Origin of the sequence: Microlunatus parietis (assembly GCF_013407955.1) — a bacterium.
Lineage (GTDB): Bacteria > Actinomycetota > Actinomycetes > Propionibacteriales > Propionibacteriaceae > Microlunatus > Microlunatus parietis.
Genome location: NZ_JACCBU010000001.1, coordinates 7,180,604 through 7,192,726 on the forward strand (window position 1 = coordinate 7,180,604; position 12,123 = coordinate 7,192,726).

15 protein-coding genes are annotated in these 12,123 nt (G+C 70.6%); 11 read left to right on the top strand and 4 right to left on the bottom strand.

Going from position 1 to position 12,123, the window contains the following annotated elements; genetic code table 11:
- Window positions 1–283: 283 nt before the first annotated feature.
- From BKA15_RS34305 to BKA15_RS34335, 7 genes are all read left to right on the top strand, one after another.
- The gene (locus tag BKA15_RS34305; protein ID WP_179758087.1) at window positions 284–577 is read left to right on the top strand and encodes a hypothetical protein; all 294 of its coding nucleotides are present in this window, start codon (window positions 284–286) and stop codon (window positions 575–577) included.
- Window positions 578–890: 313 nt separating this feature from the next.
- Complete coding sequence (locus BKA15_RS34310) at window positions 891–2,093, top strand: ATP-grasp domain-containing protein (protein WP_179758088.1); 1,203 nt, start codon at window positions 891–893, stop codon at window positions 2,091–2,093.
- Between the two features lie 78 nt (window positions 2,094–2,171).
- Window positions 2,172–2,429, top strand: coding sequence for a type II toxin-antitoxin system Phd/YefM family antitoxin (locus tag BKA15_RS34315; RefSeq protein ID WP_179758089.1), 258 nt, complete (start codon window positions 2,172–2,174; stop codon window positions 2,427–2,429).
- A 2-nt stretch (window positions 2,430–2,431) separates the two neighbouring features.
- Entirely contained in the window at window positions 2,432–2,695 is a 264-nt protein-coding gene (locus BKA15_RS34320) for a Txe/YoeB family addiction module toxin (protein ID WP_179758090.1), read from the top strand.
- Window positions 2,696–2,789: 94 nt separating this feature from the next.
- Window positions 2,790–3,041, top strand: coding sequence for a type II toxin-antitoxin system ParD family antitoxin (locus BKA15_RS34325; protein ID WP_179758091.1), 252 nt, complete (start codon window positions 2,790–2,792; stop codon window positions 3,039–3,041).
- Complete coding sequence (locus BKA15_RS34330) at window positions 3,038–3,331, top strand: type II toxin-antitoxin system RelE/ParE family toxin (protein ID WP_179758092.1); 294 nt, start codon at window positions 3,038–3,040, stop codon at window positions 3,329–3,331. Before BKA15_RS34325 ends, BKA15_RS34330 begins: the two co-directional genes overlap by 4 nt.
- Window positions 3,332–3,404: 73 nt before the next feature.
- A complete protein-coding gene (locus BKA15_RS34335; protein WP_179758093.1) occupies window positions 3,405–4,154 on the top strand; it encodes a DUF6223 family protein in 750 nt (249 codons plus the stop codon).
- Here BKA15_RS34335 and BKA15_RS34340 read toward each other — a convergent pair.
- Window positions 4,129–5,088 carry a 5'-3' exonuclease gene (locus BKA15_RS34340; RefSeq protein WP_179758094.1) on the bottom strand — a complete coding sequence of 320 codons (960 nt, stop codon included), beginning with the start codon at window positions 5,086–5,088 and terminating at the stop codon, window positions 4,129–4,131. The genes BKA15_RS34335 and BKA15_RS34340 overlap by 26 nt on opposite strands.
- 26 nt (window positions 5,089–5,114) lie before the next feature.
- Here BKA15_RS34340 and BKA15_RS34345 point away from each other — a divergent pair, with 26 nt between their 5' ends.
- The 4 genes from BKA15_RS34345 to BKA15_RS34360 are packed head-to-tail and all read left to right on the top strand — an operon-like array spanning window position 5,115 to window position 8,514.
- Window positions 5,115–5,552, top strand: coding sequence for an Lrp/AsnC family transcriptional regulator (locus tag BKA15_RS34345; protein WP_179758095.1), 438 nt, complete (start codon window positions 5,115–5,117; stop codon window positions 5,550–5,552).
- Window positions 5,549–7,189, top strand: a complete 1,641-nt coding sequence (gene lnt, locus BKA15_RS34350) for an apolipoprotein N-acyltransferase (protein ID WP_179758096.1) — start codon at window positions 5,549–5,551, stop codon at window positions 7,187–7,189. Before BKA15_RS34345 ends, lnt begins: the two co-directional genes overlap by 4 nt.
- A gap of 21 nt (window positions 7,190–7,210) precedes the next feature.
- Window positions 7,211–7,996: a polyprenol monophosphomannose synthase gene (locus BKA15_RS34355; protein WP_312879650.1), complete on the top strand. Its 786-nt coding sequence runs from the start codon at window positions 7,211–7,213 to the stop codon at window positions 7,994–7,996.
- Window positions 7,997–7,998: 2 nt separating this feature from the next.
- Window positions 7,999–8,514, top strand: a complete 516-nt coding sequence (locus tag BKA15_RS34360; protein WP_218871690.1) for an FxsA family protein — start codon at window positions 7,999–8,001, stop codon at window positions 8,512–8,514.
- A 47-nt stretch (window positions 8,515–8,561) separates the two neighbouring features.
- Here BKA15_RS34360 and BKA15_RS34365 read toward each other — a convergent pair whose 3' ends face one another.
- From BKA15_RS34365 to BKA15_RS34375, 3 genes are read right to left on the bottom strand one after another with little or no spacing between them, the layout of a single operon-like run.
- Window positions 8,562–9,479: a GNAT family N-acetyltransferase gene (locus tag BKA15_RS34365; protein WP_179758097.1), complete on the bottom strand. Its 918-nt coding sequence runs from the start codon at window positions 9,477–9,479 to the stop codon at window positions 8,562–8,564.
- Between the two features lie 41 nt (window positions 9,480–9,520).
- Entirely contained in the window at window positions 9,521–10,894 is a 1,374-nt protein-coding gene (locus tag BKA15_RS34370) for an MFS transporter (RefSeq protein ID WP_179758098.1), read from the bottom strand.
- Window positions 10,891–12,090: an MFS transporter gene (locus BKA15_RS34375; protein WP_179758099.1), complete on the bottom strand. Its 1,200-nt coding sequence runs from the start codon at window positions 12,088–12,090 to the stop codon at window positions 10,891–10,893. The genes BKA15_RS34370 and BKA15_RS34375 overlap by 4 nt, the downstream gene beginning before the upstream one ends.
- Between the last annotated feature and the right edge of the window lie 33 nt (window positions 12,091–12,123).

Below are 12,123 nucleotides of genomic sequence, written 5' to 3' on the forward strand. Positions count from 1 at the left end.
GCAGCCGTAGCGATCAAAGATCGTTCATGGTCAACTCAGGTCATTCCAGGGTGTCGACAGAGTCCACCCGAACCGACGCCTGCGTGCGGCTCTGGTTCTCCGAGCACCTGCTGCGAACCTACCGGGCCGATCACGAGGTGGCGCTTCGTTACGCGGCGGCAATTGGTCGGCGGTTTCCCGGGCTGATCGTGACTGTGGAACCGTGCGATTCGATCGATGATCTTGAGCGACTGCCTTGCGAACAACTCTGGGCGGTGCTCACACCATGAACGGGCTGCGGAAGATGATCATGGTCATACGGCGGGCGGGTGTCGCGCTGGTGGCCGTGCTCGTTGTCGTCGTCCTGCTGACCGGCTGCGCCGGTGGCCGCGTGGGTGGTGAGCCGGGCCGCGTGATCGGCGAGCTCGAGGCGGCCCTTGACCAGCTGACGGACGTCTATCTCGACCACGCCGACTCCGACTGGGCCCCCGCGCCCGACCGCCGCCCGAAGGTCGCGGGGCACTACCTGGGCCCGCTGCCGCCCTCCCCGAAGCCGTTCCTCGAGGCGCTCCGCGGGCTGATCGGATCGCAGCGTTGAGCGGGGTGTCGCGAAAGCTCTTCAACTCGAGCACTGGAGCCGCTATCCGCCGCTAGCGCTCGACCTGAAGAGTTCTGGCGACATCCGGGGCGTGACGACCGGCGCGGGGGAGCGGGAAACCGTGAGATAATCGGTGCATACCGCCCGTCTCCGGGCTGTCTGCCCACGGCTTTCATCAGGTCCGGTTCGCGAGCACCGAACGGACCGCAGTCGATGCCCTCCGTCACGGCCCGTCTCGTCCTCTGCTCAGCACGGTCCACGGTTCGGCACGCCACGGCGCGACCGGCTCTGCGCACTCTCCGGGAGGTATCCCATGACCCTTGCCGTCTCCTTCTCGCCGTCGGTCGGCGCGCCGCGCACCCTCGGTGACATCTACGGTCCCGGGATCGCCGTGTGCGCAAGGCCGCCGGTCGCGGACAACGGCCCGGCCGCCACCCACCGGCACAACCGCGACGTGGCCTCGGCCCGGCCGGTCTCGGTGGCGGGCGACACGCCCCTGATCTGCAGCGCCGGCGGTACGGATCCGGCCCTGCTGGCGCAACTGCGCGAGGGCGGGATGCCGGTCGGCACCGAGCTGCGCGAGTTCCGGACCGAGGCGGAGTTCGAGCTGCAGGTGGCGGCGGCGGTCGCCGACGGCCTGCTGATCTCCATGGAGTACCCGCAGCCGGCCGCCCTCGTGCCCGACGCGTACGCGGTCAAGACGGCCGGACTCGTCGGCTTCCTGAACAACAAGGCCAGCATCAGCACGTTCGTCGACCCCGCCTTCCGGGCCCGGCGCCGGATCGTGTCCCGCGCGGACCTGCGCGCGGCGACCCCGCGAGCGACGTCCTGGGTGCTCAAGGCGGCGACCGACGACGCACACCGCGGCAACCTCGACGTCTATCTGCACCGAGCCGGCGAGCCGATCCGGTGGCCGGCCTTCACCCGGGTGCTGACCGAGTTCGTGATCGAGGAGTACCTGGAGCTGGTCCGCAACTGGGGCATCCAGTTCTTCGTCGAGCCGGGCGGGACGGCCCGGCTGCTGGCCGTCACCGAGCAGCGCATCGACTCCGCCGGCCTCTACGACGGCGGACGGTTCGGACTGGTCGACGCACCGCCGCCGGCCCTGCTGGACGAGTGCCAGGCGATCACCCAGCGGGCGGCCGATCTCGGCTACCGCGGGATGTGCAGCCTGGACTGCGCCGAGACCCGGGACGGCCGGCTGATCATGCTCGACCTGAACTTCCGGATCACCGGCGGCTCGATCCCGCTGCTGGCGCTGCAGACCGTCCGCCCCGAGGCGCTGGACCGGCCCGCCGAGTCGGTCAGCCTCGCGGCGGCCGCGCCGCTCGCGGACCTGCTCGCCGCGCTCCGCCCGGCCCTGTCCGCCGGCGGCCTGGTCGTGGTTGCCGGTCATGACACCGCCCGTACCGACCATCCGGTCCGGCTGAGCAATCTCCAATTGGTGGTGTACGGCGACGACCCGGACGAGGTGGCCCGGCGCCGAGCCGCGCTGACTGCCCTGTTCGGCGCCTGAGCCTGACGACTTGCGCCCTTGAACACGCCGAGCCAGGGGCGTACAGTTTTCTGTACAGGTTGCAACGAGGAGGATGCCATGCGGACGATGAGCTATACGGAATCCCGCGCCCGGTACGCGGAGGTGCTGGACTCGGTCGTCGACGACCGCGAAGAGGTCGTGGTGACCAGAGCCGGCCATGAGTCCGTCGTCATCGTCTCACTCGCCGACTATGAGTCGTTGCGCGAGACTGCCTACCTGATGCGATCGCCCGCGAACGCCCGGCGATTGCTCGACGCGATGGAGCGGTTGGAGGCGGGGGACGGCGAATCGCACGACCTGGTCGCTGACGAGTGACCATGCGCTTGGTGTGGGATCTCAACGCCTGGGAGGACTATCTCTGGTGGCAGACCCAGGATCGCAAGACTCTCAAGCGAGTCAACCTGCTCATCCAGGACGTGCTCCGGAACGGCAATGAGGGCATCGGCAAACCGGAACCGCTGCGCCACGACTTCGCCGGCTACTGGTCACGCCGCATCACCGAAGAGCACAAGCTGGTCTATCGCCTGGTCGACGACACCGAGGTGCGCATCGCGGCCTGCCGGTATCACTACGGGCGTTGATCGACACGGACAAACCAGGGCTTGTACAACCACCCGTCTGGCCGCCTAGTTCGGTAACTGACCTCTATTACCAATCATTGGTACCCTCGAGGGCATGGGCAAGAACACCTCTTTCAGCCTCGACGATCACTACAGCGCCTTCATCGACGATGAGGTGGCCTCTGGGCGCTACCGGTCGGCCAGCGACGTCGTCCGTTCGGCGCTGCGGCTGCTCGAGGACCGCGAGACCCACCTGCGGGCGCTCCGCGAGGCCTTGATCCTCGGCGAGCGCAGCGGGCAGTCGACACCGTTCGACTTCGACGATTTCATCGCCCAAAAGCGCGCCGGCGAAGTCCGCGCCGAGTGAACCGTTACGTCCTCTCGCCAGCCGCTCGAGCGGACCTCGACGAGATCTGGGACTACACCCGCGAGCGCTGGGATGCCGACCAGGCCGAGAAGTACCTGCGGGAATTGCAGCCCGCGATCGAGCGGGCCGTCGGGGATCCACGGATCGGCCGGGCCTGTGACGAGGTTCGCGCCGGGTACCGTCGCCTGGCTGCAGGATCGCATCAGGTCTACTACCGCGTCACGGACGACGGCATCGTCGACGTGGTGCGGATCCTGCACCAGCGGATGGACGTCGACCGCCACCTCTGATCAGCGTCCGTGTCACAAACCACCGACCGCCACCGTCACGTGAGGAAGTGCATTCTCACCCGCGGAGGCGGCCATGAACCTTGCTCTCTTCATCACCGGCGGCCTGCTCGCCGCCGGTCTCCTGATCGGCGGCGCGATCAAGCTCATCGTGCCCGCGGAGACCCTGGCGGCGACCCGGGCCGGGGCCTGGGTTCGCGCCGTCGGCGGCACCCGGGTCAAGATCATCGGCGGCCTGGAGATCCTGGCGGCGCTGGGCCTGGTCCTGCCGGTCGGCGTGGGTTTCGCGCCGATCCTGATCCCGGCCACGGCCGTCTGCGTGGCGCTGCTCATGATCGGCGCGGTGGTCCTGCACCTGCGCCGGCGGGAGCCGCTGCTGGCCGCCGCTCCGCTGGTCTATCTCGCGGCGGCCGGCTTCGTCGCCTGGGGCCGGTTCGGCCCCGAGCCGGACCCGAACATCTTCTCGTCGCACGTCGGCGCCTCCTACCTCAGTACGGGCCGGGTCGGCGCCGTCGTGGCCGTCGGCCTGGGCCTGGCCGGAGCGGTTGCCGCCGGGTTGGCGCTGTCCCGTCCCGGCAGCCGGCTCGGAACCGGGACGGCTCCGCTGGGCGCCTTGTCCGCGCTCGGGGCCGGCCTGATCGGCCTGTTGGTCGCCGGCCTGGTCGTGCTGACCTCCGACGCCGGGATCGGCACCGGGAACGGGCGCGCCGGAGCGTTCCTCGGACTGCTCGCGGGAGCGGGAGCGCTGGCGCTCGGCGCCGTCGCGCTGGTCCGGGCCCGCCGTTCAGCGGGGCCGGACCTCAGTCGAGGGCCAGCGCGGCGGTGATCCGGTCGGCGCTGGTGCCCAGGCCGAGCCGTTCGGTGAGCTCGGCGAACGCGGCCGGGTCGACCGGGGCGGCGGGCAGGGCGAGGTCGTCCGGCTTGACGTCGAGGTCGAGGTCCCGGGCCACGGCGACCACGGTCGGCGCGACGGCCAGGTAGTCGATCGCCGCGCCGAGCTTGGACCGGATCGAACTGCTGATCTTGGTCCCGGGCTCGCTGGCGGCGGCCAGCACCTGCTCCAGGCTCCCGTACGTGTTCAACAGCGACGCCGCCGTCTTCTCGCCGATCCCGGCCACCCCGGGCAGCCCGTCCGACGTGTCGCCGCGCAGGGTGGCGAAGTCGACGTAGGCGGCGGGCGGGATGCCGTACTTGCCCTGCACCCAGGCATCGGTGACCTGTTCGTGCTTGCCGACACCGCGGGCGATGTAGAGGATCCGGACCTCGCTCGCGTCGTCCACCAACTGGAACAGGTCCCGGTCGCCGGTCACCACGTCGACCGGCATCTCGGCGGTGCTGGCCAGGGTTCCGATCACGTCGTCCGCCTCGTACCCGTCGTGGCCGACGATCGGCAGCCCGAGGGCGGTCAGCACCTCGACGATCAGCGGCACCTGCACCGCGAGGTCGTCCGGCGCCTGTTCACCGGCCGTTTCGGCGGAGGTCGACATCTCGCTGACCACCGTTTCCCCGGCCTGGGCGACCCGGTGTGCCTTGTAGCTGGGAATCAGCTCCACCCGCCAGGCCGGACGCCAGTCGTTGTCCCAGCAGCAGACCAGGTGGGTCGGGCGGTAGGTGTCGACGAGTCTTGAGATGAAGTCCAGCAGTCCACGGACCGCGTTCACCGGGGTACCATCCGGTGCACGCAGGGAATCCGGTACGCCGAAGAAGGCCCGGAAGTACAGGGAAGCAGTGTCGAGGAGGAGTAATCGCGGTGTGCGCACAGTCGAATCCTGGCACGGCGGCCGGCATGGAGAAGCTTGACCGCCGCATTCTCGAGCTGCTGGCGAGAGACGGCCGCATGTCCTACACCGACATCGGCAAGGAGACCGGCCTCTCGACCTCGGCCGCGCAGCAGCGGGTGCGCCGGCTGGAACAGCGTGGCGTGATCAAGGGCTACCGGGCCACGCTCGACTCCAACGAGCTGGGCCTGCTGGTGACGGCGTTCGTGGCCATCAAGCCGTTCGACCCGAGCCAGCCCGACGACGCCCCGGACCGGCTGCAGCACCTGCCGGAGATCATCTCCTGCTACTCGGTGGCCGGCGACCCGAGCTACCTGCTCAAGGTGCAGGTGCCGACGATGGCCGACCTCGAGGCCGTACTGGCCAAGATCCGCGCCTCGGCGAAGGTCTCCACCCATACGACGACGGTGCTCTCCACGCCGTACGAGGATCGCCCGCAACTGTGACCGCCCTGTTGTCCGACCGCCGGCTGTCCGACCGCCGGCTGTGGTGGCGGCTGGTCTGCGCCATCGCCGGCGGGCTGCTGCTCGGCCTGGCCTGGCAGCCGTACGCGGTCTGGGGGGCCATCCTGATCGGCATCCCGCTGCTGCTGATCGCCGTGCACGGGCAGCGGGCCCGCCGCGCCTTCGGTCTCGGGTACGCGTTCGGGCTGGCCCTGCTGACCGTGACGATCGGCTGGATCGAGGTGCTCGGCACCTGGATCGCCGCGTTGTTGATCTTGTTCGAGGCGCTCTTCTTCGGCCTGCTCGGCGTCGCCCTGGCCCTGGTCTCGAAGCTGCGGCTGTGGCCGCTGTGGTCGGCGTTCGCCTGGACCGCGCTGGAGTTCGCCTACTCCCGGGTCCCGTTCGGCGGCTTCGGCTGGGTCCGGCTGGCCTATGCGGCGGTGGACACGCCCCTGGCCGGCTTCCTGCCGCTGATCGGCGTACCGGGGGTGAGCCTGCTGGTCGCACTGGCCGCGTCGGTGTTCGGTTGGCTGGTGCTGCGCGCGTTGCGGGAGCACCGGCCGCGCGCGGAATGGCGGTCGTTCCTGCACGCACAGCGACGGCCCGCCGTCGCCGTGCTGATCGGGTTCCTGGTCGTCGGCGCCACCGGGGCGATGTTCCGCGGCCTGCAGTTCGAGCCGGCCGCGGGAACCGGCGAGCCGCTCGCGGTCGGCGTGGTGCAGGGCAATGTGCCGGGCCGCGGCATGGACGCGATGGGCGAGGCCCGCTCGGTCACCAACAACCACCTCAGCCAGACCATCGAGCTCACCGCGCGCTGGCGGCTCGGCCAGGTGCCGGAGCCCGACTTCATCCTGTGGCCGGAGAACTCGACCGACATCGATCCCGTCCTCGATGCGACCACCCGGCAGGTGGTCGACTCGGCCACGAAGGTGGCCGGCAAGCCGATCCTGGTCGGCGCCGTGATGCAGGGCCCGGGTCCCGACGAGCGGCAGACCACCGGGCTTTGGTGGGATCCGCAGCAGGGCATTCTCGGCCGGTACGACAAGCGCAACCTGGTCCCGTTCGGCGAGTGGATCCCGTTCCGGGCCCAGCTGCTGCCGCTGGTGCCGATCCTCGAGGAGGTCGGGCCGCAGGCCATCCCGGGCACCCGGCCGGGCGTGATGACCATTCCGATCGGCGACCGGATCATCACCGTCGGCGACGCGGTCTGCTTCGAGCTGGCGTACGACCAGACGATCTACGACACCATCACCAACGGTGCCCAGGTGTCGATGGTGCAGAGCAACAACGCCACCTACGGCGGCACCGGCCAGATCGAGCAGCAGTTCGCGATCACGCGGGCCCGGGCGATGGAGACCCGGCGCGAGATCGCGGTCGCCACCACCAACAGCGTGTCCGGCTTCATCGACCGCGACGGCAACGTGGTGCGGCGGACCCAGGAGTTCACCGCGGACTCGTTCGTCGTCGAGATGCCGGTCCGGTCGGCGATCACGCCGGCGGTGCTGATCGCGCCCTGGCTGGACCGTGCGATGGCCCTGATCGGGCTGCTGGCCGCGGTCGTCGGTGGTGTCGGAGTGGCCCGCTTTGGACGTCTGCGGAAGACTGGGGAGTCTCCGGCGCGGGAACCCGCGCATACCTGAGACTCGAGAAGGGACCAATTCGTGACGGAACGGCCAGCGACCGAACTGGGCCGGATCTTGGTGATCGTGCCGACCTACAACGAGGCCGCGAACATCGAGAAGACCACCGGCCGGCTCCGCGAGGCCGTGCCCGAGGCCGACATCCTGATCGCCGACGACAACTCGCCGGACGGTACGGGAGACGTCGCCGATCACCTGGCCGCCTCGGACGATCACGTGCACGTGTTGCACCGGCGCGGCAAGGAGGGCCTCGGTGCTGCGTACCTGGCCGGGTTCGGCTGGGGCTTGGACCGCGGCTACGGCGTACTGGTCCAGCACGACGCCGACGGGTCGCACCCGGCCGAGCGGCTGCCGGCGATGCTGCAGGCGCTGCGCACCGCCGACATGGTCAAGGGTTCGCGCTGGGTGGTCGGCGGCAGGACGGTGAACTGGTCGCCGCTGCGGCAGCTGATCTCCCGGGTCGGCAGCCTGTGGTCGCGGATCTGCCTCGGCCTGCCGATCAAGGACGTCACCGGCGGCTACAACGCGTGGCGGGCCGACACGCTGCGCAAGATCGGCCTGGACGACGTCGCGTCGGCCGGCTACTGCTTCCAGATCGACCTGGCCTGGCGGACCGTCAAGGCCGGGCTGCGGGTGGTCGAGGTGCCGATCACGTTCGTCGACCGCGAGCACGGCGACTCCAAGATGAGCCAGGCAATCGTCGTCGAGGCGCTGATCCGGGTGACCCTGTGGGGGATCGCGTACCGCGCCGGGCAACTGTCCGGCGCCGCCCGTCGCCGTTCCAAGACCGCCGGAACCGGGAGTTGATCATGCGCCGCCGCCATCCCTGGCTGATGCCGCTGCTGCTGGTGCTGCTGGTGGCGGTGCCGATCCTCGAGGTCTGGCTGCTGATCCAGGTCGGCCAGCTGATCGGCCTGCTGCCGACGTTGTTGATCTTGGTCGCCGAGGCCGTCCTCGGCGGCTGGCTGATGCGGCGCGAGGGCAACCGGGCCTGGCGGGCCCTGAACGAGGCGTTCCAGCAGGGCCGGATGCCGTCCGGCGAACTCGCCGACGCCGCCCTGGTCCTGGTCGGCGGCGCCTGCCTCATGCTGCCCGGCTTCGCCACCGACGTGATCGGCCTGTTCTTCCTGCTCCCGTTCACCCGGCCGCTGGCCCGCCGCCTGCTCGCCGCCGCGATCGCCCGCCGACTGGACCGGGCCGGCGTCCCGACCGTGATCAACGTCGACTCCGGCACCGTGGTCGACGGCACCGTCGTCGACGGGACGGTTGGCGAGCCGGAGCCCGAGCCGCGCACCGTCCGCGGGACCATCGAACCGCCCCGCTGACCGAGGACCCGTTGACCGGGGGATGGTCAACACGGTGTCCGGGTCGGCTACGCCGAGCCTGAGCCGGCGTTCCGCTCGGGCCGCAGCGGTCCCTGCACCCGGAGTTGCTGGCCGTCCGGCAGCAGAATCGCGAACGTCCGGCGATACCAGGGCTGGTCGACCGGCGGGCCGTCCACCGCCAGCCCGGCCGCAAGGGCGCGTTCGTACACGAGATCCGGTGCGATGCCCAGGTCGATCGTCACGCTCGCCGGCGGGATCGGGCCCTCGGTCTGAATCAGGTTGATGCCGTGGCTGCCGGCCCACGGCGTCAGGGTCAGGCGCACCATCGTCGGCGGGTCCGGGTAGCGGAAGGCCACGTGCAGGCCGAGCACTTCGGCCAGCTGGTCGGCGCACCGCACGTCGCGTACCGGCAGATCGGGGAACACGGCGACCACGTCGCTGTCCCGCGGATCGGCGGCCCGGACCATGACGACCTGCTGCGCCACGTGATCGGCATAGACCCGGGCCATTCGGCTCGCCTCCTGCAGGCCGGCCCGCCGCGCGACGCCGATCGAGCGCAGGTTCCGGGTGTCGATCCACGCTTCGACGCCGGTGATCCCGGGCTGTGCGAGCAGGTGCTCGACCACCACCGGCGCCGCCTCGCCCATGATGCCCCGGCCCCAGTGCGAGCGCCGCAGATGCCAGCTCAGACCTCGGATCGACCGGCCCTGGTCGGAGAAGATGCCGAGCGCGCCCAGCGCCGCCTCGTCCGGCCGGAGCCGAACCGCCCAGGTCCAGCCGCCGTTTCCGGCCAGATCGGCCCGCAGCCGCTCCCGGGTCTCCGCTACGTCGCTGGTCGGCTCCGACCATCCGTACGGATCCATGCCGGGGTCGCCGAGCATCGCGTGCAGGCTCTCCGCATCACGGTCCGGGTCGAGTGGCACCAGTTCCAGTCGCGCCGTCGTGAGGACCGTGGTCGCACCCATCCCGGCAGGATAGGCGGCTCACCGGTTTCGCGACACTGCCTCTACGAGGGGAGTCCGGTGCCGGTGCGGCGCGGGCGCAGGCCGGCCTGGACCAGTACGGCGGTGACGAGGGTGACGACGACGTTGACCCCGAGGGCGAGGTGGATTCCGGTCAGCTCGACAACCTGGGTGGCGGCGATCGCGCTGAGGATCGGGATGCCCACCGAAACGGCGACCTGCTGGGTCATCGTGGTCAGACCGGTCGCGAGGCCCTGCTCCCCGTCGGGCAGACCGGAGGTGCCGGTGACCGTGTAGCCGACGATCGCGGCGACATGGCCGAAGAACCCGAGGAACAGGGCGATGATCACGACAACGACGGCGGCCCGGTGCTCGCCGACGAAGGCGAGCGGAATCGTCGCCAGGCCCTGCACGAGCATGGCCACGAGCAGCACCTTGCGATACCCGTACCGGCCGAGCAGCCGTCCGGCGATGACGCCGGCGGCCACGGCGGCCAGGCCCGGGACGCCGAAGATCAAGCCGGTCCACAAGGGTGACAGGCCCAGGATGCGCTGCAGGTACAGCGTCATCAGGAAGATCATCCCGGTCTCCATGCTGAAGATCACCAGCCCGGCGAGGTTGCCCCAGGCAACCGTCGGGCGCCGGAGGATCCCGACCGGGACGAGGGGATCGGTGGCCCGTCGTTCGATCAGCCAGAAGGCGCCGATCAGCAGCACGCCGATCGCTGCGGCGGCAAAGCTGCGCTCGACGGCGGCATAGACGATGGCCAGCAGGCCGCCGGTCACCGTGACCGCACCGGGCAGATCGAGCCTCTTCCGCACCGGGGCGCGGCTGGCTTCGATCAAGAACGGTGTGACCGCCAGGATGAGTACGGCGACCGGGACGTTGATCCAGAACGCGGCGCGCCAGCTGAGCAGGCCGACCAGGGTGCCGCCGACCAGCGCCCCGATGGTGAAGCCGCCGGACATCAGTGCGCCGTTGAGCCCGAGCGCTCGCGCCCGTACGGGTCCCTCGGCGAAGGTGGTCGTCAGCAGCGACAGCGAGGCGGGCAGGGCCATCGCGGTAGCCAGCCCCTGCAGCGCGCGGGCCGAGAGCAGCATCTCCGGGTTCACGGCGACCGCGCCGAGGACGGACGCACCGGCCAGCACGATCATGCTGATCATGAACAGCCGGCGGCGGCCGTACAGGTCAGCCAGCCGGCCGAAGAGCAGGGCGAAGCCGGCCGACGGCAGCGCGTACGCGGCGGCGATCCAGGCGAGCCGCGACTCGGCCAGGCCGACACTCGCGCCGGTCTCCGGCAGCGCGACGTTCAGGATCGAGAAGTCGACGGAGACCAGGAAACCGGCGCCGAGGAGGACGAACAGAATCCGACGCTTACGTCTCGTGAAGACGGCGGGCGCGGCGGACGTGACGGTCATGGGACGGAGGGCTTGAGGAAGCTGCTGGCCACGGCTGCGGCAACGGCGAGGACCGCGATGACGAGGCCGGTGCCGGCCGCGGCCGCGGTGGTGTACGCGCCGATGGCCAGGCCGCCGGCGATCGAACCGAGCGCGATGCCGAGGTTGGCCACCGAGGCCGGCATCGCCTGGGCCAACTGGCCGCCCGGACCGGCCAGCTGCACGACCCGGTACTGCAGCGCGGGCGCGGAGCCCATCCCGAACAGGCCCACCGCGAACAGGGCCAGCCCGGCCAGGACGGCGATGCCGCCGAAGAGAAAGAGCGCGGCGAGGGAGACCGCGAGCCCGGCCGCGCCGAGGATCAGCGCGCGTGCGGCGCCGGCGTCGGCCAGCCGGCCACCGCCGTAGCTGCCGACCGTGGTAGCGACGCCGAAGATCATCAGGAACACGCTGATCAAGGCGCCGGAGACGCCGGTCACTTCCTGCAGGAACGGCACCATGTACGTGTTGAACGCCGCCGCTCCGGCGAAGATCAGCCCGCCCAGGCCGAGGACGGCGAGCACTCGCGGTGCGAACACGTGCCGCGCCTGTTGCCAGGCCCCGGCACCGGTGCCGCGCACCGACGGAACCACGCCCAGCGTGGCGACCAGAGCGATCACGGCCAGCACGACGACGGCGGTGAACGAACCGCGCCACCCCAACAGCTGACCGGCCAGGGTGCCGAGCGGCACCCCCACGGCCGAGGAGACCGCGAAGCCGGAGATGACCACCGACATGGCCCGACCGGTCCGCTCGGCCGGGACCAGGGAGACCGCGACGGCGATCCCGGCCGCGATGAACAGCCCCTGCGCCGCGCCGGCGAACGCCCGCGCGGCCAGGTACAGGCCGAAGCCGGCGGTCAGCACCAGGACCAGGTTCGCGGCGACCGTCAGGCCGAGGGCGCCGATCAGAACGATCCGCTTGTTCCAGGTGATCGTCAGTGCGGTCAGGACCGGACCGCCCAGGGCCATGCCCAGCGCCTGGGCGGTCAACAGCGTGCCGGCGGTCGAGATCGACACCCTGAGGTCGGCCGCGATCAGGTCGAGCATGCCGATCACGAGCATTTCGGAGCAACCGAGTACGAACGTCGCCAGGAACAGCGTGGCCAGGGCGAGGTTCGTCCTGGCTGAGCTGGTGGAGCCGGCCTCGTTCTCCGCCCTCGCGGTTTCCAGTGACATTCTGTGACCTCAGTCGGTGGCTGTACGAATTCG